Genomic DNA, 21831 nt, shown 5'->3' with positions numbered 1-21831 from the left:
AACAAAGACCCGTTTGGGTTGTATGGTTAAGTGACTAAGCGTACACGGTGGATGCCTTGGCAGTTGGAGGCGATGAAGGACGTATTAACTTGCGATAAGCCTAGTCAAGCTAGTAAAAAGCACTTGAGACTAGGATTTCCGAATGGGGAAACCCACCTGCTTGCAGGTATCGTTAACTGAATACATAGGTTAACGAGGCGAACGCGGAGAACTGAAACATCTAAGTACCCGTAGGAAAAGAAATCAACCGAGATTCCGATAGTAGCGGCGAGCGAAATCGGAACAGCCCTTAAGCTTATTATGTGTTAATGGAAGGCTCTGGAAAGTGCCACGATACAGGGTGATAGTCCCGTACATGAAAACGCATTTTAAGTGAAATCGAGTAGGTCGGAGCACGTGAAACTTTGACTGAATATAGGTGGACCATCATCTAAGGCTAAATACTCCCAACTGACCGATAGTGAACCAGTACCGTGAGGGAAAGGCGAAAAGAACCCCTGTGAGGGGAGTGAAATAGAACCTGAAACCGTGTACGTACAAGCAGTAGGAGCCCACTTGTTGGGTGACTGCGTACCTTTTGTATAATGGGTCAGCGACTTATATTTTGTAGCGAGGTTAACCGATTAGGGTAGCCGTAGGGAAACCGAGTCTTAACTGGGCGAATAGTTGCAAGGTATAGACCCGAAACCCGGTGATCTAGCCATGGGCAGGTTGAAGGTTGAGTAACATCAACTGGAGGACCGAACCCACTAACGTTGAAAAGTTAGGGGATGACCTGTGGTTAGGAGTGAAAGGCTAATCAAACCGGGAGATAGCTGGTTCTCCCCGAAATCTATTTAGGTAGAGCCTCGGACGAATACTTACGGGGGTAGAGCACTGTTAAGGCTAGGGGGTCATCCCGACTTACCAACCCTTTGCAAACTCCGAATACCGTAAAGTAATATCCGGGAGACACACGGCGGGTGCTAACGTCCGTCGTGAAGAGGGAAACAACCCAGACCGCCAGCTAAGGTCCCAAAGTCATAGTTAAGTGGGAAACGATGTGGAAAGGCCCAGACAGCCAGGAGGTTGGCTTAGAAGCAGCCATCCTTTAAAGAAAGCGTAATAGCTCACTGGTCGAGTCGGTCTGCGCGGAAGATGTAACGGGGCTAAACTATGCACCGAAGCTGCGGATTCAAAATTTATTTTGAGTGGTAGGGGAGCGTTCTGTAAGCGGTTGAAGGTGTACCGGGAGGTATGCTGGACGTATCAGAAGTGCGAATGCTGACATGAGTAACGATAATGCGGGTGAAAAACCCGCACGCCGGAAGACCAAGGGTTCCTATCCCATGTTAATCAGGGTAGGGTAAGTCGACCCCTAAGGCGAGGCCGAAAGGCGTAGTCGATGGGAAACGGATTAATATTTCCGTACTTGGTATAATTGCGATGGGGGGACGGAGCAGGCTAAGCAAGCATGGCGATGGTAGTCCATGTGAAAGTGTGTAGGCTAGCGACTTAGGTAAATCCGGGTTGCTGTTAGGCTGAGACACGAGACGAGTCACCAAGGTGATGAAGTTGCTGATGCCATACTTCCAGGAAAAGCCTCTAAGCTTCAGATTATACCGAATCGTACCCCAAACCGACACAGGTGGTCAGGTAGAGAATACTAAGGCGCTTGAGAGAACTCGGGTGAAGGAACTAGGCAAAATCGTACCGTAACTTCGGGAGAAGGTACGCTCCGATTGGTGATGAGACTTGCTCTCTAAGCTGATTGGAGCCGCAGTGACCAGGTGGCTGGGACTGTTTATTAAAAACACAGCACTGTGCAAAATCGCAAGATGACGTATACGGTGTGACACCTGCCCGGTGCCGGAAGGTTAATTGATGGGGTTATCTTCGGAGAAGCTCTTGATCGAAGCCCCGGTAAACGGCGGCCGTAACTATAACGGTCCTAAGGTAGCGAAATTCCTTGTCGGGTAAGTTCCGACCTGCACGAATGGTGTAACCATGGCCACGCTGTCTCCACCCGAGACTCAGTGAAATTGAAATCGCAGTGAAGATGCTGTGTACCCGCGGCTAGACGGAAAGACCCCGTGAACCTTTACTACAGCTTGGCACTGAACATTGAACCTACATGTGTAGGATAGGTGGGAGACTTAGAAGCAGAGACGCTAGTTTTTGTGGAGTCGTCCTTGAAATACCACCCTTGTAGTTTTGATGTTCTAACGTTGGCCCCTGAATCGGGGTTACGGACAGTGCCTGGTGGGTAGTTTGACTGGGGCGGTCTCCTCCCAAAGAGTAACGGAGGAGCACGAAGGTTGGCTAAGTACGGTCGGACATCGTACGGTTAGTGTAATGGTAGAAGCCAGCTTAACTGCGAGACAGACACGTCGAGCAGGTACGAAAGTAGGTCATAGTGATCCGGTGGTTCTGAATGGAAGGGCCATCGCTCAACGGATAAAAGGTACTCCGGGGATAACAGGCTGATACCGCCCAAGAGTTCATATCGACGGCGGTGTTTGGCACCTCGATGTCGGCTCATCACATCCTGGGGCTGAAGTCGGTCCCAAGGGTATGGCTGTTCGCCATTTAAAGTGGTACGCGAGCTGGGTTTAGAACGTCGTGAGACAGTTCGGTCCCTATCTGCCGTGGGCGTTTGAGAATTGAGAGGGGTTGCTCCTAGTACGAGAGGACCGGAGTGAACGAACCGCTGGTGTTCGGGTTGTCATGCCAATGGCATTGCCCGGTAGCTACGTTCGGAACTGATAAGCGCTGAAAGCATCTAAGCGCGAAGCAGGCCTCGAGATGAGTTCTCACTAGACTTTTGAAGTCTCTGAAGGGCCGTTGAAGACTACAACGTTGATAGGCAAGATGTGGAAGTGGTGTGAGCCATTAAGCTAACTTGTACTAATTACCCGTGAGGCTTAACCATACAACGCCAAACGCGTTTTATGTGATAGTTTAAGCAAAGAAGTTAATATAACTAAAGTAGATACTTGAAGACTTTTATTATCAGAATTCCAAATTTTAGTAAGCTCGATTAAATCGAACTTACACCAAATTTGCTTGGTGACAATAGCGTTTTGGACCCACCTGACCCCATGCCGAACTCAGCAGTGAAACGAAACAGCGCCGATGATAGTGTAGCATTTGCTATGTGAAAGTAGGACATTACCAGGCTCCAAATTAAAGAAAGCCCGACTAGAAATAGTCGGGCTTTTTTACGTCTGCAGGAAAGTGAAAATGCAGATGCAAGATAAAAGGTAACAGGTTAAAGGAAGAGAATTGATCAGAGCCTAATGCATACTCCATGCATCGGTTATGCATTCTTTATCGTTATCGGCACCATGACTCCAAACACGAAAAAGCCCGACTAGCAGTCGTTGGGCTTTTTCGTGTTTGGAATAAAGTGAAAATGTAGATCAAGGTAAAAGGTAATAGGTTAAAGGAAGAGAATTGATCAGAGACTAATGCCTACTCCATGCATCGGTTATGCATTCTCTATCGTTGTCGGCACCATGATATTCTACTGCCTTATAGCTACGAAGTAGCGCAGCGACTCTTAATACAAGAAAGTTCGACTTAATCAGCAGCTTTAGTAACTGTAAAAATATAATTTTGCTTTGTTAGTGGCTTTGATTTAGGATCAAAACAGTTTAAAACCAATATTGATTTGCCTGTGTATAGATTATTAATTAGCGCCATATCCATTTTCTTTTGTGTTTCTGTATCTGCAGTTGAAGTAACTGATCTATATCAAGATATTTTGGTTGTAGAAGATAAATCTCGTGATGCGCGTTTAGACGCTAGTCGCAAAGCGCTTCTTAACGTACTAGTAAAAGTGAGTGGTGATAAAAGTGCAGATGAAAATCAGATAGCACAGCAACGCACCAAAGATATATCTGATTATATGCTTAAATTTGAATACGATGAGCGTATTCCCGGAACGCTTAAGTTACTAGTTAAATTTGAAGCGCGAAAGATCAATGCACTAATAAAAGATCTTAATTTGCCGTTGTGGGGAGCTCAACGCCCACTGGTTGCCATCTGGTTAGGCATTGAAGATAACAGGCAGCGAGAGCTGGTTACTCAAGAGAGTTATCCTCAGTTAGAGCAACTGATTTACGACAAAGCAAGCCGCCGCGGTTTACCGGTTGTTGTGCCTTTACTCGATTTACAAGACAGACGGCTTGTTGGTGTCCCTGAAGTTTGGGGAAATTTTTCTGGGCCTGTAGAAGAGGCATCTAAACGCTACAGTGCTGAGCGCAGTATTACTGCTAGAATGTATCAAGCGTTTAACTCTGATAATTGGGTACTAGATTGGCGCTTTACCAATGATGAAATGTTTGAATCTAACCGTATCACTGGCTATAGACAGCAAATTGTTGCGCAAATGATTGATGATTTAGCACAAGGTTTAGCTGGTGAATATGCGATTGATCCTAATGCTTATTATGAGCAGCGTACTGCCAATTTAACTTTAAAAGGGACTGAGAGCTTTGTTGATATTGAATTGGCAAAGCGTCGTCTACTCAATCTAAGCGTAGTAACTCAAGCTGTTATTTTACGCAAAACACCCGATTCGGTTGAGTTTGAGCTTCATCATACGGGGACTGTGAGTGACCTTAAAAAAGCCCTTGGCCTGGATAACGCCTTTAAAGACTATGTTGATCCTCGTGCTTTTTATCACATAGTTGATGAGCAAAGCCTAGAGTATCAATGGGTTGTAAATTAATGCTAACTCAAGAGCCAATACAAATGGCATTGCCGGTTACTTTACCGGACGATGAAACATTTGCATCCTACTTTGGCGGTGAAGACTCACTCGAGGTAAATCATCTCAAAGATAGCTTTTCTAAGCTTGCTCACTCTTTTCAGTATACCTATTTGTGTGGCTTAGGAGATTCTGGTAAATCTCACTTACTATATGCCACTTGTATTCAGGCACAAGAGCGTGGCTTATCTAATATGCTGCTTTCCATGCGCGAGGTCATTCATTTTGGACCAATGGTTTTAGATGGGCTTGAAGCATTGGATGTATTGTGTATTGATGATGTGCACTTGGTAGCAGGCAATGATGCATGGGAAAAAGCGTTATTTAACTTTTTTAATCGCTTTAATGAGCCCAATAAAATGCTGGTAGTGACTGCCGATTTACTGCCTAACATGCTTAATATTAGCTTGCCCGACTTAGAATCCCGTTTAAAGTGGGGCACTACGTTTCAAATTCGTTCTATGAGTGACGATGATAAAGCACAGGCGCTGGTTAAGCGTGCAAATATGCGTGGGCTTGAACTGAGCGATGAATGTGCGCGATTTTTATTAACGCGTTTGAGTCGTGATATGCGTGCTTTATTGGATGTATTAGACAAATTAGATCACGCATCCATGGCTGCACAACGAAAATTGACTATTCCTTTTATAAAATCAACGCTAAAGCTGTAGTAGGTCTAGAATCTAGACCCTGCTTTCAGTTATCATTAGCTAACTAAATTGTAATCACCTTCTGTGAAAGATCAGGTATCGAATGAACTTAGAAAACATATTAGCGCAAGCACTTGAGGCGGTAGCCAGTGCCAGTGAAATCGCGCAGCTAGAAGAGATCAGGGTTAACTATCTTGGTAAAAAAGGCGAAATTACCAGCTTACTTAAAACGTTAGGTAAAATTGCCCCTGAAGAACGTAAAGAAGCAGGCCAAGTAATTAACCAAGCTAAGCAAGACGTGCAAGTTGCGATTAATGACAAGCGTGAATTGTTAGCAAGTAAAGCATTAGAAGAAAAACTAGCGGCAGAAACAATCGATGTAACTTTACCTGGGCGTGTTATGCCATCGGGTGGTTTGCACCCAGTGACTCGCACCATTGAGCGTATTGAAAGCTTCTTTGGTGAACTTGGGTTTGCTGTTAAATCAGGCCCTGAAGTAGAAGATGACTTTCATAACTTTGATGCGTTAAATATACCAGAGCATCACCCAGCTCGCGCCGATCACGATACCTTTTACTTTAATCCTAAGTTGGTTTTACGTACTCAAACCAGTGGTGTACAAATTCGTACCATGGAAACTGAGCAACCGCCACTGCGTATTATTTCGCCAGGGCGTGTATACCGTAACGATTACGACCAAACACACACGCCTATGTTCCATCAGGTGGAAGGGTTGATGGTTGATACTGATGTAAGCTTCACTGAGCTTAAAGGTATTTTACATGACTTTTTACGTAACTTTTTTGAAGAAGACATGGAAATTCGTTTTCGTCCTTCATTCTTCCCGTTTACAGAGCCTTCAGCAGAAGTGGACGTGATGGGTAAAGACGGTAAATGGTTAGAAGTATTAGGTTGTGGCATGGTTCATCCTAACGTACTTAAGTCTGTAGGCATCGATCCTGAAAAATACACAGGTTTCGCTTTTGGTATGGGTGTTGAGCGCTTAACCATGTTGCGTTACGGCGTAAACGATTTACGTGCGTTTTTCGAAAATGACTTAAAATTCCTAAACCAGTTCCGTTAAGAGTGAAGAGATAAAATGAAATTTAGTGAAAAGTGGTTAAGAGAGTGGGTAAATCCTGCAATTGATACGCAAGCTCTTTCGGAACAGCTTTCAATGGCTGGTTTAGAAGTAGATGGCGTTGAGCCGGCAGCAGCCAAATTTAATGGCGTTGTGGTAGGTGAAGTGGTTGAGTGTGGCCAACACCCTGATGCAGATAAACTACGTGTAACAAAAATTAATGTTGGTGGTGATGAACTGCTTGATATTGTTTGTGGTGCACCAAATTGCCGCCAAGGTATTAAAGTTGCAGTTGCCACTGTTGGCGCAGTGTTACCAGGCGATTTCAAAATTAAAAAAGCCAAACTCCGTGGTCAGCCTTCACACGGCATGTTATGTGCGTTTGATGAGCTAGGTATTAGTGAAGAAGGCGATGGCATTATGGAATTGCCTCTTGATGCGCCTATTGGTGACGATTTACGCGAATATTTAGCGCTTGATGACAACATTATTGACGTAGATTTAACGCCTAATCGTGGCGACTGTTTAGGTATTAAAGGGCTTGCCCGCGAAGTCGGCGTACTTAACAGTATTGATGTAAATACATTAAGCATTCCAGCGGTAACCCCGACAATTGAAGACAAAGTATCAATTGAGTTGGTTAACGATGATGCCTGTCCTCGCTATTTAGGGCGTGTTATTAAGGGCATTAACCTAGACGCTGAGACGCCATTATGGATGGTTGAAAAGCTACGTCGTAGTGGTGTACGTTCAATCGATCCGGTTGTTGATGTGACTAACTTTGTATTATTAGAGCTTGGCCACCCAATGCATGCATTTGATTTAAATGCGATTGATGGTGGAATTAAAGTACGTAGTGCAACCCCAGGTGAAGAGCTGGTTTTATTAGACGGTAATACGGCTAAATTAAATGAATCGACATTAGTGATTGCCGATCATCATAAAGCACTAGCCATTGCTGGTATTTTTGGCGGTGAGCAATCGGGTGTTACTGAAAAAACAGCTGATATTTTACTAGAAAGCGCATTCTTCAATCCAGTGGCTATTGCAGGACAAGCACGCAGCTATGGTTTGCACACTGATGCATCTCATCGCTATGAGCGTGGGGTCGACTTTGCACTACAACACGATGCCATGGAGCGCGCTACAGCGTTACTTCTGGAGATTGTAGGTGGTAACGCAGGTCCAATCGTTGAAGCTGTTGCTGCTGATAAGTTACCAAAAGTAACTGAAGTACGTTTACGTCGTTCACGTTTAGACCGTGTTATTGGTCATCACATTGACGATGCTAAAGTAACCGATATACTTACGCGTTTAGGTCTTGATGTTAAATTTGACAATGATAGCTGGAGCGCTGATGTACCAAGCTACCGCTTTGATATTCGTATTGAAGAAGATTTAATTGAAGAAGTAGCACGTGTATACGGTTACAACAGTATTCCTAATGTGGCACCAACTGCAAAACTTAAAATGACCACACACGATGAGTCAACTGTTGCACTGAGCCGTTTTCGTAATGCGCTAGTAACCCGTGGCTATCAAGAAGCCATTACTTACAGTTTTGTTGATCCTAAAGCGCAAGCTATTTTACATCCAGAGTGTAACGCATTGGTATTGCCGCACCCAATTTCAATTGAAATGTCAGCGATGCGTGTAAGCTTAATGCCTGGCTTATTGGCATCTGTTGCGTATAACCAAAACCGCCAGCAGCCACGTATTCGCTTATTTGAACACGGCCTTAAGTTTATCAGCGATGAAAGCGCAGAAAATGGCGTTTACCAAGTGCCGGTTATTGGTGGTGTTATTACCGGGCTTGTGCATGGCGAACATTGGGTTGAAGAAAAACGTAACGTTGATTTTTACGACCTAAAAGGGGATGTTGAAGCATTACTTGCAATTACCAACGATGTTAGCCGCTTTGAAATTAAAGCCGAGCAATCAGATGGCCTTCATCCTGGTCAATCAGCCGTTATTTATGTTGATGGTAAAAAGGTAGGTTTCTTTGGTGCATTACACCCTCAGGCGCAAAAATCGTTAGATATCAATAACGCTACTTTTGTGTTTGAAATTGAAATGTCGGCATTAGAAAAAAGAAATTTACCGCAGGCTGTTGGGGTGTCTAAATTCCCATCAAATCGCCGCGACATCGCTATTTTAGTACAAGACAGCGTTAAAATAGGTGATATTTTAAACGTCATCGGAAAAGTTGGCGGAAATCAATTGGTTGACCTAAACTTATTCGATGTGTATAAGGGCAAAGGTATTGAGCCAAATTATAAGAGTTTGGCGATTGCTCTAACACTGCAAGCGGTTGATAGAACACTCGAAGAGAAAGATATCAATCAGGTAGTTGATAACGTGGTGGCCGCACTGGCCGAAAAGTTTAATGCATCGTTGAGGGACTAGATATGGCGCTTACTAAAGCCGACATAGCTGAACACCTATTTGAAAAGCTCGGGATCAATAAAAAAGATGCCAAAGATTTAGTTGAAGCGTTTTTTGAAGAAATCCGCTCAGCGCTTGAAAAAGGCGAGCAGATTAAGCTCTCTGGATTTGGTAACTTTGATCTTCGAGATAAGAAAGAAAGGCCGGGACGTAATCCGAAAACGGGAGAAGATATCCCAATTTCAGCACGTCGCGTGGTTACCTTTAGACCGGGGCAAAAGTTAAAAACCCGTGTCGAAGTAGGCACTAGCAAAAAATAAACAAAAAGGCAGCGTAAGCTGCCTTTTTTGTATCTGTTTTATTATTTCCGGGGGGAAATAAACGTTCCTTGATCTATTTGCTGCAAAGTCTGCTCGGCTAACCTATCTAAACTCTCTAAATTCTTTCCTTGTGCTATTAACTGCTGCTCAATTAACAGTATATCAATATGTTCAATACCAGAGAGCTGAGCTATTTTGGCAAAAATATAAGCATGTTTATATTGTTGATGTTTATAAAACAGGCTGATCAAAGACATATATATTTCAGGGTTCGGTTCATGCTTGGCTTTATTCAGTGCTAGCGTGTTGTATAAAAAATTAATCGCTTTTTCTTCATCAACCTTAATGTAATAAGACGCCAAGTAAAATTGCATCTCAGCACTTTGTTCAACTTCTGCAGTATGTTCTAAAGCGAGCAAACGTGTTAATGCACTTTCGTCATTGTTTCTTGACCAATGATAATAAAGCAAGCCCGGGTGGCTGGTGTGTTTTGTCTGTTGATAAATCCGCGCTATTTCCCTCATGCTCGTTAAGTGGGCACGTCGGCGAGCCGTGGTTTTGCTTTTTAGTTTTATGTGCTGAATGTTGGCTGCCAAAGCAATACATTGATTGTAATGCTCAAACGCTTTAAGTAATTGATATTTGCGTTCATCGGTTGGTTGTAAAGATTCAAGGTGACGAGAAACAATAGTACGTTCTCGCTGCGCTTTACAGTGACTATCTTGGTTAAGATCATTACACATGGCCGGCGATTGAACGCAAATATCTTCAACGGTTAAAGATTCTTCACAGCCTGTAAGCAACATTGCAAAGGCGAGGGTTATGCGCTTAAAAGCCATCCGAGTCTCTCAATTATCAATAAAGTATTATTCTAGCCTAAACTTTAGTCTCTAACAGTAGAGAATAAAATGAGATTAAATTAGAATAGGCCTGCCCGAAGGAATGCGTTGCTCTCAAAATTCGATGCATTCTTAGGCTATCCGTTCAAAATTGTTTAATTAGGTAAAAAAAATGACCTCATCTCACGAGTTAGAATACACAAGTAGCTGGCAAGAACGTCAAGATTACGCAGAAAGCATGCAGCCTATTATTGGTAAATTGTACCGTAATCGTGGTATCGAAATCGCTGTTTACGGCCGTCCATTAGTAAATTCAAGCACTATTGATATTATCAAGTCTCACAAATCAGTAGCTCAATTTGAAGGGACTAAACTGCGCCTACGTGAAAGCTTCCCATTCTTAGAAGCTATCAGCAAAATGGAATTAAATTCTGCCCGTATCGATATTGGTAAATTAGCATACAGCTATTTATACACAGATGCAGCGAATGGTCGTTCAGTAGAAGAGTTTGTTAAAGATGAACTTGCTGAAATTGTTGACTCTAAACCAAAAGCACCACGTGACGTTGTACTTTACGGTTTTGGTCGTATCGGTCGCTTATTAGCACGTTTGTTAATTGAAAAGTCAGGCCCGTATGCCGATTTAAACCTTCGCGCTATTGTTGTGCGTGGCGGTAAAGATGGAGATTTAGAGAAACGTGCAAGCTTATTACGTCGTGACTCTATCCATGGTCCATTTAATGGTTCTATCACCATCGATAAAGAGCGTAATGCAATTAAAGCGAACGGTAGCTACATTCAAGTTATCTACGCTAACTCGCCAAGTGAAGTTGATTACAGCGCCTACGGCATCGAAAACGCATTAGTCGTTGATAACACAGGTATCTGGAAAGATGAAGCCGGCCTTGGTCAGCATTTAGAATCTAAAGGGGCTGCAAAAGTATTATTAACAGCGCCTGCTAAAGGTAATATTAAAAATATCGTTTACGGTGTAAACAACCAAGATATTTTACCGGAAGACAAAATTGTCTGTGCAGCAAGTTGTACAACCAATGCGATTACGCCAACACTTAAAGCATTAAACGATCAGTTTGGTATTAAGAATGGCCATGTTGAAACAGTTCACTCATACACTAATGACCAAAACTTAATTGATAACTACCACAAAGCGGAACGTCGTGGTCGTGCTGCGGCGTTAAACATGGTTATCACTGAAACAGGTGCAGCGAAAGCGGTTTCTAAAGCATTACCAGAGCTTGAAGGTAAACTAACAGGTAACGCAATCCGTGTACCTACACCAAACGTATCGTTAGCTATCTTAAACTTGAACCTTGAAAAGAGTACAACGGTTGAAGAGCTTAATGCGTTTTTACGTGAAACAGCACTTCACTCAGACCTACGTGATCAAATTGATTACACAGCATCAACTGAAATCGTCTCTACCGATTTAGTGGGTAGCCGTTACGCAGGTGTTGTTGATTCTCAAGCAACGATTGTTGATGATAACCGCGTAGTACTTTACGTATGGTACGACAATGAGTTTGGTTATAGCTGTCAGGTAGTTCGCTGTATGCGCGACATGGCAGAAGTCTCATTCCCAAGTTTACCTCGATAAACACATGAGCAATTAAGAAAAGCCAGCACTTGCTGGCTTTTTTAGGTCTGAAGATTTTTAAAGTGAAGCGGTTATGGTACGCTTTATTAAATTGGGTACGCGTTTATACACTTTTAAAGTGCAGTGACACGTATTTACCTCTTGGCTAAATGCCTTAGTCAAAGACACACAGTTAACTAATAGGTTTGTTGTAATGAAAATCAGTAGCAATTTCGACAGTGGTAATATTAAAGTTATTGAAGCCACCGATCCGTTAAATATTCAGCTAGAAATTAATAAAGATCATCAGTCTGAGTTTTATCAGTGGTTTCACTTTCGTCTTGAGACAACGCCTTATCAACTTCATCAGTTAAATATTAATAATCTTGATAAGTCTGCATACCCTGATGGTTGGGTAGACTACCAAGCTGTCGCTTCATACGACCGTCAAACATGGTTCCGTGTACCGTCTTCGTATGAAAATGGCACATTAACATTTGAGCTTGAGCCTGAGTGCAGCAGCGTTTACTTCGCCTACTTTGCACCTTACAGCTACGATCGTCATTTAGACTTATTAGCATGGGCGCAAAGCCAAGAAATTTGCCAACTAGAAACACTAGGTCAAACGCTTGATGGGCGTGACATGAGCGTGCTTAAAATTGGTCAGCCAAGCGCCGATAAAAAAGTAATTTGGATCACTGCTCGTCAACACCCAGGTGAAACAATGGCAGAGTGGTTTGTAGAAGGCTTAGTACACAAGCTACTTAATGATGAAGACCCTCATGCAGCAGCGTTACTATCAAAAGCGGTATTTTATATCGTGCCAAACATGAATCCAGATGGCAGTGCACGCGGTCATCTACGCACTAACGCTAAAGGGGTTAACTTAAACCGTGAATGGCAAACACCCAGCATGGAAAACAGCCCAGAAGTTTACTTAGTGCTTAATAAAATGCGCGAAGCCGGCTTAGACATGCACCTAGACATTCATGGTGATGAAGCCATTCCATATAATTTTGTTGCCGGTAGCGAAGGCATACCAAGCTATGATGCACGCCTAAAAGGCTTAGAGGATAGCTTTAAGGCCGCGCTTTTAACTATTACTCCAGAGTTTCAAGATACGCATGGCTACGATAAAGACGAACCAGGTCAAGCTAACTTAACAGTAGGTTCATCGGCCACAGCAGAAGAATTTAAAGCGCTAACTTACACAGTTGAAATGCCATTTAAAGATAATAATGACTTACCCGATCCAGATTATGGTTGGTCAGATCGTCGTTCATATCAATTTGGACAAGATACTTTAGCAGCCATTGTTAATGTTGTAGACAACTTAAGATAAAACGTTTGTTTCAAAGGGTATCAATAATATTGATACCCTTGTTACTTTTAGCTAAACCAACCGTACCAAAAAATAAGAATCATTTACCCACCACAGCACTAAAACGTTTCAATACACCTTCTCGACAGATTTAATACCATATAGTCTAAATCAATTTGCACTTAGTTAAACGTTGCTCTGGAAGACTTAATATAAATCAACAATAAGTTGCTTTGAAAATTAACTGTTAACAATATTGGGTACTTAAGTTAATATCGATTGAACAATAAGAGAAACGGAAAAGATTAACCCCTTATTTCGTAAAGCTTATGACAGGTATTCTGAGTAGCAGAGTATGGTAATTAATAATAATAAATATAACTGTGAGGATGTTCATGGAAGCTTTTGTAAGCGCCGTTAATGATGTTGTTTGGAGTGATGCACTCATCTATTTATGCCTAGGCGCAGGCTTATTTTACTCCGTACTAACTCGATTTGCTCAAGTTAGACATTTTAAAGAAATGTGTAAGCTATTATTTAGCCCTAACACCTCAGAAAAAGGGATTTCATCTTTTCAAGCCCTTGCTGTCTCATTATCTGGGCGAGTAGGGGTTGGTAATATTGCCGGTGTTGCAGCCGCAATTGGTTTTGGTGGCCCTGGCGCTATTTTCTGGATGTGGGTTGTTGCTTTTTTAGGTGCAAGTACTGCATACGCGGAGTCAACATTAGGTCAAATTTATAAATTAGAAGAAGACGGCCAATACCGCGGTGGTCCAGCCTATTATTTTGACCGTTGCTTAGGGCAAAAATGGCTGGCTGTATTATTTGCTGTGTCGGCAATTATAGCGTGTGGGGTTTTCCTGCCGGGCGTGCAAGCAAATGCTGTGGGCAACGCATTCACTCAAGTATTTGGCGATGGCACTATGGTGTCTACAAGTTTTGGTGACGTAGGCAGTTTTAAACTGGTTGCGTTGGCCATTATTCTAATCGTTTTAGCGATTATTATCTTTGGTGGTATAAAGCGCATTGCTAATTTTACGCAAATTGTAGTGCCATTTATGGCGCTTGGTTACATCGTATTGGCCTTAATTATCGTATTTTTAAATATAGACAAAGTACCAGGCATTTTCTCGCTCATTATTGGTGATGCATTTACAGCCCAAGCAGGTTTTGGCGCTGCAATTGGCTGGGGTGTTAAGCGTGGTATCTATTCTAATGAAGCCGGTCAAGGTACAGGTCCTCATGCGGCGGCGGCGGCAGAAGTTGATCACCCTGCACAGCAAGGTTTAGTGCAAGCTTTTTCTGTTTATGTTGATACGCTTTTTGTATGTACAGCAACGGCATTAATGATTTTAATGACGCAGCAATACAATGTAGTCGGCACTTTGCCAGAAGGGCAATTCATTATACAAAATGTTGATGCGGCAACTGAAGTGGGGTCAGCAGCATTTACCCAAATGGCGTTGTTTAGTGTATTTGGTAGCTTTGGCGAAGCGTTTGTAGGTATCGCTTTATTCTTCTTTGCTTTTACCACCATACTGGCTTATTACTTCATTGCTGAGACGAATATCGCGTACTTAAATCGCTACTTTAAAGGAAGTATTCCGCTTGTAGTGGTAAAACTTATGATTATGTTTATGGTAGCCTACGGCATGGTTAACAGTTCCGGTTATATTTGGACTATTGGCGACATAGGCGTTGGCTTAATGGCGTGGATCAACATATTGGGTATATTAGCCATTTTCTTTGTCGCTAAACCGGCCTTAACATGTTTGAGTGATTATGAAGACCAGAAGAAAAAAGGTGGCCAAATCACATTTGATCCAGTTAAGTTAGGGATTAAAAACGCCACCTTCTGGGAAAAACGTCTTGAAAAGCAATCTAAAGACGCTGAATAAACAGATCCCAATAACCTAATATCATCTATTGGGTTAAATTCAAAAAAGACAAAGAGCAATAAAACAAGTACAATGAAAAGCGCCGAAAGGCGCTTTTTTTATGCGTAGTATGGAGAGAGATGTATGGCGATTATTCGTTGCCCCAAATGTGCAAAATCAATTTCAGATAAACATTCGCAGTGTCCACATTGCCAAAGTAACGTTGCTGAATTAAATGCCGAGCAAGTTCAACAACTTCAACGTGAGCAGCGAATTAAAAAGCAGCAAATGTTTATGAACCACTCCTTTTTAGCGCTGATCTTATTTTTAGGTGGCTTCTTTTGTTTGTACTTCCTACAACCTCAAGAAAAAACACTTCAGTGGTATGCGTATACCTCGGCCATTGGCATTGGCTGTATTTGGTACCTTATTAACCGTATTATTTTAGTGACTCTGAAAAAGAAAAAATGACATGAATATTGACAACCTAGTACAGAATATTACTCCAGAATTATTTGAGCGCTTACAGTATGGCGCGGCAACGGGAAAGTGGCCAGATGGCACGCCTTTATCAGATGAGCAAAAGCAACAAACAGTGCAACTAGTGATGTTGTACCAAGCAAAAGTAGCACAATCAAACGAGCAGTTTACCATTGGTGCAAATGGAGAAATGATCCAAAAAACCAAAGCGCAACTACAAAAAGAATTCAAATCAGATAACGAAATAGCTAGGTTCAGTGAAAATGATCTTTAAACACCTTTTTACACCAAAATGGAAACACCCAAAGCAACAAGTTCGTTTAGATGCGATTGAAAAACTTGATGTGGCACGTGACGTAACAATTTTAAGCACCTTAGCCCTTGAAGACTCATCGGCTGAAATTCGTCGTAAAGCACTGCAAAAAGTAAACGACTTACCACTGTGGTGGAAAGCTTACAAACAAGATCAGGCATTGAAAGATGTTGCTGAACAACAAATCTCATCGGCTGTATTAAACAGTGAAAGTAGCTTGTCGGCGCAGATTAAAAATGAGTACATTGAACGCTTTGCACCGGTTAAAACCCTTGAAAAACTAGCATTTGCTGAAAAAGAACTGCAAGTGAGAGTTAAGCTATTAAAACGCCTAGCTAACCCTAAACTTATTGAAAAAGCCTTTAAAGAAGCAAACGAAGAGCTGCAAAAACAGTTAGTTGATTTAGTCATTACTCAGCAGTTAACTAAAGCACTGTTAAAGCATGCTCAAGGTGAAGCCAAAGTTGCGCTAGAAAGTCATCTTGAAAACGAGCGTTTAGCGCTTGAAATGCCATCACAAGTTGAAAATGCAACCCGTGTTATTTTAGCAAAGCTTAATGCATTGCGTGATAAAAATGACTACGCTATTGTTGACCCACAAGCTGCAGAACTCATGGCGCAGTGGCAAGCACTAGAGTTGAAATGGCTAAGTGAAGAACATGTAAAAACCCTTGATGCTAAATATATATCAATTACCGATAAGCTCGATGCACACATTGCAACTTTAAAAGCGCAACATGAAATAGAGCAGCAACGTTTAGCGCAGCAACAGCGCCAAGTGTTAGCGTTAGCTACGTTAGAAGCATTAAGTGAAGAAATTGAAAATGCATTGCAACTTGGATTAGAAACCCCAGAGCAAATTCAGCAAGATTGGCTTAATGCAAAAGTAGCACAAGCAAAAGACACACTAGATAAAACGCAATTGATGGCTGATCAGCAATCAAAACAAGTGATTAATAAGCTTGAGCAACTATTTTTACAAGTAGCCAAGTTACCTGAGCTAACTACGGCGATCAAAGAATATAAAATTGCCTACAGTACGCTTATTGAAATAAAACCTGCAGAGCAACTTAGCGATTACGATCAACAGTTAACAGCGTTCAATGACACATTTAAAACTGCACGTAGTCACCTAAATGTACTTAGCACTGATTTACAAGCGTCATTCAAAACTCAGCTTAACAGCCATAAAAAGCAATTTTTAGCCGCAATGAGCGAACTCACTAAGCCGCTTGAAAAAACGCAAAGCCAAGCTAAACGCAAGGCACGTGATGTAAAACGTTTAATTGAAGAAGGGCGCTTTAACGTTGCATTTGGTGTATTTAAAGGCTTCGAAGAGTTATTTAATGCCCTAACTGAGAAATACCAACAGCCGCTGGTTAACTTAAAAGCAGACCTAGAAGCGCAATTAGCCGATGCTAAAGATTGGCAAAAATATGCGGCCGCACCAAAACGTGCAGCACTTTTAGAAGAAGTAACAGCGTTAGTTGATGAGCCGTGTAACGATCCACAACAGCGCGCTGATCAAGTTAAAGTACTTCGCAAGCGTTGGAACGAGCTAGGACGCCTTGATACAGAGCAAGAGAAACAACAGGGCAACGAGTTTGATGAAAAAATTGAGCTTTTATTTGCCCCTTGTCGCAGCTACTTCGCTGAGCAAGAAGTGCAACGTGAAGCAGCAAAAGCAGAGCGCGAGCAATTGATTGCTGATATGCATGCACTGCATTTACAAGCAACTGATACGGCTGATTTAGATTGGAAACAACTAGAAAGCAACTATAACCGTTTGCAAAAAGCATGGCGAAGTGTGGGTAAAGTTGATCCGAAAACATACCGCGTGTTGAACGAGCGTTATAAGGCAGAGCAGCAACAGGTTGTAGCGTCACTTAACGCGTTTCATAAAGGCAATGCCGCACTTAAAAATGAGCTCGTTGAGCAAGCACAGCAATTATCACAAAGCGATAATTTAGCAGACGCTTGCCAACAGCTAAAGCAGTTACAGCAACAGTGGCAAACCATAGGGTTTGCAGGCTTAAAAGCTGAAAACGCATTGTGGCAAAAATTCCGTCAGTTTAATGATGCAACTTTCACTAAACGAAGCGAAGAGTTTGAACAGCAAAAGCGCGAACAAAGCGAGTCAGATAAGCTGGCAACAACTGAGCTGAATGAGCTTGAAGCAGCATTAAATAGTGTAGAAGGTAAAGCCCAATTACTTGACTTGCAAACCAAAGTTAAAGGGTATACACAGTTTAAATCGTTAACCCCTAAAGTGTCTGCTTTGTTATCAGCCATAGATGAAAAACTGACAGGCTTAGCGGCTAAAAATGAGCAAGCTAATTTAGATGCTTTATTTGTTGCACTTGAGAACAACGAGCCACTCCCGAGCCAATTTAATGGTGCAGTTAAAACAGCATTGAGCTGTGAGCAGCTGTTAACGCGTATGGAAATACTTGCGAGCGTAAGTTCGCAAAACTCATCGCAAAGAATGGTAGAGCAAGTAGCCATGCTTGATGATAAGCACCGTGGCGAACACGCTGATTTAAATTATTATTTAAAGCAGTTATTAGCACTCAGCGAGGGTTCAGTCACAGCTGACACACTAGCAAGGTTAAAAGTTATTTTTGCTGTAAATTAAGCGCAATCACTTTTATCAACTAAAATGAAAAAGCCGCTATTAAAGCGGCTTTTTATTATGGTTACTTACTGCCTATACGATTAACCAATAGGGTTTTGCATGAAAATTTTTGTTTTTATTTCATTACTATTTTTAACTGCCTGTAACAGTACGCAGGGTATTTCGGTTTATTCATTTACAAATTCAGAGGTTGAGTCGTTACTAAATAAAGAGTTACCTAAATTAAGTGAAAAAGTTAGCCTGATGGGCTTACCTGTGCAGTTTGATGTGAATGATTTAAGCGTTAATATTGGCCCAGATAATAGTGACTATGTCCTACTAGGTGCTGATTCGAGCGCCGAGATTAATGCTTTTGCATTAAAGTACCCAGTGCGCTTAAAGCTGCAAATACAGGGCACCCCTTTTTATGACAGCGAGAAAAAAGCGGTATTTTTACGTAATGTTAAGTTACGCGACTCAAGCATTGATGCCGGTGGCTTTAAAGGTAATTTAGAAGTGCTGGATAACGAGGCCATGGGTGTAATGAATGCCTTTTTAGCCGTTAATCCTGTTTATAAGTTAAATATGAACGATCCTAAAATGGCATTATTAAGTAATTTACCTTTAGATTTAAAAGTAGTAGAAGGCGCTATTAAGCTAGTCCCTCGGTTATAATTTAGATCCAATAGGCGTAATAAAACGTATTAGTTGACCTTATTATTAATAGATTAGGTTAATTATGGCTAATGAGCGATCCGTTCCCACATCTCGACTTTCACGTTTTGCAAAGTTAGGCTCATTAGCCACTGGCGTCGCCACGAATATGTTAGTGGGCGGGGCTAAAAGTGCGCTTTCTGGTAAAGGCTGGGATAATAAAAGCTTATTGCTTCAGCCTAAAAATATTGAAAACCTAGCCACTCAACTCTCACACCTGCGCGGTGCGGCAATGAAGCTTGGGCAGCTGCTTTCAATGGATGCGGGCGACTTATTAACTCCCGAACTTGCTCAATTGCTGTCTTTACTGCGCTCCGATGCTAACCCGATGCCACATAAGCAACTGGTTAGTGTTTTAAAAGAGCAGTGGGGAGAGGATTGGTTATCGCGTTTTTCTCATATTGAGCTCAGGCCGTTTGCGGCGGCGTCCATTGGCCAGGTTCATTTAGCTTTTAAAGAAAATGGCGCGCAGCTGGCAGTTAAAATTCAATACCCTGGAATCGAAAAAAGTGTAGTGAGTGACGTAGATAACGTGATCACTTTACTTACCTTATCGCGGTTATTACCTAAAGAGCTGGATATTAAACCCTTAGTGGCAGAAGCCAAAGCACAGCTATTAGCCGAGGCCGACTACACTCGAGAAGCTGAGTATTTAGCACGTTACAAAAACCTGTTAGCAGATAACGCGCATTTCAAAGTCCCTAGCGTGTATCCCCAGCACAGTACTGCGCAAGTGCTAACTATGGAGTATGTAGATGCCAAGTCTATAGAGGGCATTACATATTTACCACAATCAGAGCGAAGTCGGGTTGCTGAGCAACTGATTGATTTATTTTTTAAAGAAATGTTTGTCTTTAATTTAATCCAAACCGACCCTAACTTTGCAAATTTTCATTACCAACCTGAATCACAAAAAATAGTATTATTTGACTTTGGTGCCACACGAGAAATTACCCCAGCACTAAGTAATGCCTATCTAGCTTTATTTAAAGCTGGTAGTAATAACGATCGTGAGGGGGTGCTCAATGCCGCCACCGATATTGGCTATTTTAAAGATTCGCTCAAAGACAATTACAAAGAAAAAGTGATTGATTTATTTTTAATGGCCTGCGAGCCACTGCGTTATCACGGCGAGTTTGATTTTAAAAACAGCGCGCTTGCTAGCAATATTAAAGATGCTGGCTTGCAGTTAAGTGCACAGTCGCAGCAATGGCATACGCCTCCTGTTGATGCGTTGTTTATTCACCGTAAGCTAGCGGGCTTGTATTTAATTGCAGCACGGCTAGAAGCAAAAATAGATATTAAGGCATTATTTAGCCATTACTAGGTGCTAAAGCAGGAGAGAGTTGGCATAATACTCGCGATATTTCGCGAGGTCTGCAATGATAAAAAACTTTTTAAACGATCCTACTTTATTACTTAATGCGGTAGGTGAGGGCATATACGGATTTGATTTATCTGGTAATGCGGTGTTTGTAAATCCAGCGGCAGAGCGAATGACGGGTTGGACAGCCGATGAATTGCTGGGTAAAAAAATACATCAATATCATCATCACAGTCATGCAGATGGCACGCCTTACCCTGCCGATGAATGCCAAATTTACTGCACCATGTTTGATGGTAAACGCCGCGAGGTTAAAAACGAAGTATTTTGGCGTAAAGATGGCAGCGCCTTTGCTGTTGAATATACCTCAACGCCCGTTTATAAAAATAGCCAGCTTATCGGAGCCGTAGCCGTTTTTCGCGATATATCAGCGCAGCAGCGAACCCAAACCGCGCTCCAAGATGCTTTAGCGCAAGTAAAGCATTTAAGCGAGCAGCTCAAAGATGAAAACGACTACCTTACTGCCGAGCTAAATCAAGATTGGCAAGACTCAGGGCTAGTAGGGCGCAGTGATGTATTTCAACGTATGTTGCAGCAAATACAGTTAGTGAGCGAAACCGACAGTACGGTGTTGATACTTGGTGAAAACGGTACTGGCAAAGAGCTGGTGGCACGTAACTTACATAGATTAAGCAAGCGCAATGAGCAGGCGTTTATAAAAGTTAATTGTGCGGCGTTTACCCCTAGCTTATTAGAATCGGAGTTGTTTGGACACGAACGAGGCTCGTTTACCGGCGCAAGTGAGCGACGTAAAGGGCGTTTTGAACTTGCTGATAAGGGCACTTTATTTTTAGATGAAGTGGCAGAGCTGCCGTTAGAGTCACAAAGTAAATTATTACGAGTATTACAAGAGCGCGAATTTGAGCGAGTAGGGGGCAGCCAAACCCTAAAAGTTGATATTCGTATCATTGCTGCAACCAATCGTAACTTGTGGGAAATGGTACAAGCAGGGCAGTTTAGAATGGACTTATATTATCGTTTAAACGTGTTTCCTATCAAAGTGCCAGCACTAAAAGAGCGAAAAGAAGATATACCTTATTTATGTCAAAACTTAATTGTGCAAATAAACAAGCGGCTAGGTAAGCAATTGCAGGGGTTAAGTAACAAAGCTATTAGGCAACTACAAGCCTATGACTGGCCCGGCAATATCAGAGAGCTGCAAAACGTGTTAGAGAGAGAAGCTATTTTATCTACACAACCCACACTGCAGTTAAGTCAGCCGCTAAAAGCCGGTGATGCGAGTGCTGTTAACCCAACGCTTACACTGGATGAGGCGCAAAGGCAGCATATTATCTCCGTACTGATGTTATGTAACTGGAAAATTGCAGGCGAACAAGGCGCGGCAAATAAGTTGGGCTTACCAGAGAGTACGCTTCGCTCAAAAATGCGAAAATTAGCAGTGCATCGTACTCGTTAACTCGCGATATATCGTGTATTTCGTTAAATATCGCGAATTTTCGCTTTGGTGTTATGTGTATAATCATTTAATATCAATAAGTTAAATTA

At 42.1% G+C, this 21831-nt stretch carries 15 protein-coding genes and 2 rRNA genes; 16 read left to right on the top strand and 1 reads right to left on the bottom strand.

The annotated features are described in order from the left end of the window. The first annotated feature begins 24 nt into the window (after window positions 1-24). From ND6B_RS16515 to ihfA, 7 genes are all read left to right on the top strand, one after another. Window positions 25-2911 (top strand): 23S ribosomal RNA (locus ND6B_RS16515). Window positions 2912-3044: 133 nt separating this feature from the next. Next, window positions 3045-3159: ribosomal RNA gene (rrf, locus tag ND6B_RS16520) — 5S ribosomal RNA — on the top strand. 499 nt (window positions 3160-3658) lie between these two features. After that, window positions 3659-4714, top strand: coding sequence for a DUF2066 domain-containing protein (locus ND6B_RS16525; protein ID WP_033102676.1), 1056 nt, complete (start codon window positions 3659-3661; stop codon window positions 4712-4714). After that, window positions 4714-5424 (top strand): DnaA inactivator Hda, encoded by a 711-nt coding sequence (gene hda / locus ND6B_RS16530; protein WP_024603126.1) that lies wholly within the window; start codon window positions 4714-4716, stop codon window positions 5422-5424. Before ND6B_RS16525 ends, hda begins: the two co-directional genes overlap by 1 nt. Window positions 5425-5506: 82 nt before the next feature. After that, window positions 5507-6487, top strand: a complete 981-nt coding sequence (gene pheS / locus ND6B_RS16535) for a phenylalanine--tRNA ligase subunit alpha (RefSeq protein WP_013464600.1) — start codon at window positions 5507-5509, stop codon at window positions 6485-6487. Between the two features lie 15 nt (window positions 6488-6502). Beyond that, window positions 6503-8890: a phenylalanine--tRNA ligase subunit beta gene (gene pheT, locus ND6B_RS16540; RefSeq protein ID WP_033102675.1), complete on the top strand. Its 2388-nt coding sequence runs from the start codon at window positions 6503-6505 to the stop codon at window positions 8888-8890. A gap of 2 nt (window positions 8891-8892) precedes the next feature. Further along, window positions 8893-9189 (top strand): integration host factor subunit alpha, encoded by a 297-nt coding sequence (gene ihfA, locus ND6B_RS16545; RefSeq protein WP_008114070.1) that lies wholly within the window; start codon window positions 8893-8895, stop codon window positions 9187-9189. A 41-nt stretch (window positions 9190-9230) separates the two neighbouring features. Here ihfA and ND6B_RS16550 read toward each other — a convergent pair whose 3' ends face one another. Continuing rightward, window positions 9231-10028: a DUF2989 domain-containing protein gene (locus ND6B_RS16550; RefSeq protein WP_033102674.1), complete on the bottom strand. Its 798-nt coding sequence runs from the start codon at window positions 10026-10028 to the stop codon at window positions 9231-9233. Between the two features lie 172 nt (window positions 10029-10200). On the opposite strand from ND6B_RS16550, the gene ND6B_RS16555 reads away from it, so the two are divergent. The 9 genes from ND6B_RS16555 to ND6B_RS16595 all read left to right on the top strand — a co-directional run bounded on the left by ND6B_RS16555 (window position 10201) and on the right by ND6B_RS16595 (window position 21742). Then, window positions 10201-11643: a glyceraldehyde-3-phosphate dehydrogenase gene (locus ND6B_RS16555; RefSeq protein ID WP_013464603.1), complete on the top strand. Its 1443-nt coding sequence runs from the start codon at window positions 10201-10203 to the stop codon at window positions 11641-11643. A gap of 193 nt (window positions 11644-11836) precedes the next feature. After that, the gene (locus ND6B_RS16560) at window positions 11837-12964 is read left to right on the top strand and encodes a M14 family metallopeptidase (RefSeq protein WP_033102673.1); all 1128 of its coding nucleotides are present in this window, start codon (window positions 11837-11839) and stop codon (window positions 12962-12964) included. Window positions 12965-13338: 374 nt separating this feature from the next. Further along, window positions 13339-14841 (top strand): alanine/glycine:cation symporter family protein, encoded by a 1503-nt coding sequence (locus tag ND6B_RS16565; protein ID WP_033102672.1) that lies wholly within the window; start codon window positions 13339-13341, stop codon window positions 14839-14841. A 123-nt stretch (window positions 14842-14964) separates the two neighbouring features. After that, on the top strand, window positions 14965-15291 hold the full coding sequence (locus ND6B_RS16570) for a hypothetical protein (RefSeq protein ID WP_013464606.1): 327 nt from the start codon (window positions 14965-14967) through the stop codon (window positions 15289-15291). Between the two features lies 1 nt (window position 15292). Continuing rightward, the gene (locus tag ND6B_RS16575; RefSeq protein ID WP_013464607.1) at window positions 15293-15574 is read left to right on the top strand and encodes a YeaC family protein; all 282 of its coding nucleotides are present in this window, start codon (window positions 15293-15295) and stop codon (window positions 15572-15574) included. Beyond that, the gene (locus ND6B_RS16580; protein ID WP_033102671.1) at window positions 15564-18248 is read left to right on the top strand and encodes a DUF349 domain-containing protein; all 2685 of its coding nucleotides are present in this window, start codon (window positions 15564-15566) and stop codon (window positions 18246-18248) included. Before ND6B_RS16575 ends, ND6B_RS16580 begins: the two co-directional genes overlap by 11 nt. 99 nt (window positions 18249-18347) lie before the next feature. Next, the gene (locus tag ND6B_RS16585; protein WP_033102670.1) at window positions 18348-18902 is read left to right on the top strand and encodes a DUF1439 domain-containing protein; all 555 of its coding nucleotides are present in this window, start codon (window positions 18348-18350) and stop codon (window positions 18900-18902) included. Between the two features lie 64 nt (window positions 18903-18966). Continuing rightward, window positions 18967-20268 (top strand): ABC1 kinase family protein, encoded by a 1302-nt coding sequence (locus ND6B_RS16590; protein WP_033102669.1) that lies wholly within the window; start codon window positions 18967-18969, stop codon window positions 20266-20268. Between the two features lie 55 nt (window positions 20269-20323). After that, on the top strand, window positions 20324-21742 hold the full coding sequence (locus ND6B_RS16595) for a sigma-54 interaction domain-containing protein (protein ID WP_033102668.1): 1419 nt from the start codon (window positions 20324-20326) through the stop codon (window positions 21740-21742). Window positions 21743-21831 lie beyond the last annotated feature (89 nt).

The organism is Pseudoalteromonas sp. ND6B (assembly GCF_000764215.1).
In the GTDB taxonomy this organism is placed as follows: domain Bacteria; phylum Pseudomonadota; class Gammaproteobacteria; order Enterobacterales; family Alteromonadaceae; genus Pseudoalteromonas; species Pseudoalteromonas tetraodonis.
The sequence above is the reverse complement of the archived record's forward strand: the minus strand, read 5'-3'. Positions and strand labels throughout refer to the sequence as shown.

Coding starts and splice junctions, on each gene's coding strand:
- hda (WP_024603126.1), top strand. CDS start 4,714: ATGCTAACTCAAGAGCCAATACAAATGGCATTGCCGGTTACTTTACCG.
- pheS (WP_013464600.1), top strand. CDS start 5,507: ATGAACTTAGAAAACATATTAGCGCAAGCACTTGAGGCGGTAGCCAGT.
- pheT (WP_033102675.1), top strand. CDS start 6,503: ATGAAATTTAGTGAAAAGTGGTTAAGAGAGTGGGTAAATCCTGCAATT.
- ihfA (WP_008114070.1), top strand. CDS start 8,893: ATGGCGCTTACTAAAGCCGACATAGCTGAACACCTATTTGAAAAGCTC.
- ND6B_RS16550 (WP_033102674.1), bottom strand. CDS start 10,028: ATGGCTTTTAAGCGCATAACCCTCGCCTTTGCAATGTTGCTTACAGGC.
- ND6B_RS16555 (WP_013464603.1), top strand. CDS start 10,201: ATGACCTCATCTCACGAGTTAGAATACACAAGTAGCTGGCAAGAACGT.
- ND6B_RS16560 (WP_033102673.1), top strand. CDS start 11,837: ATGAAAATCAGTAGCAATTTCGACAGTGGTAATATTAAAGTTATTGAA.
- ND6B_RS16565 (WP_033102672.1), top strand. CDS start 13,339: ATGGAAGCTTTTGTAAGCGCCGTTAATGATGTTGTTTGGAGTGATGCA.
- ND6B_RS16570 (WP_013464606.1), top strand. CDS start 14,965: ATGGCGATTATTCGTTGCCCCAAATGTGCAAAATCAATTTCAGATAAA.
- ND6B_RS16575 (WP_013464607.1), top strand. CDS start 15,293: ATGAATATTGACAACCTAGTACAGAATATTACTCCAGAATTATTTGAG.
- ND6B_RS16580 (WP_033102671.1), top strand. CDS start 15,564: ATGATCTTTAAACACCTTTTTACACCAAAATGGAAACACCCAAAGCAA.
- ND6B_RS16585 (WP_033102670.1), top strand. CDS start 18,348: ATGAAAATTTTTGTTTTTATTTCATTACTATTTTTAACTGCCTGTAAC.
- ND6B_RS16590 (WP_033102669.1), top strand. CDS start 18,967: ATGGCTAATGAGCGATCCGTTCCCACATCTCGACTTTCACGTTTTGCA.
- ND6B_RS16595 (WP_033102668.1), top strand. CDS start 20,324: ATGATAAAAAACTTTTTAAACGATCCTACTTTATTACTTAATGCGGTA.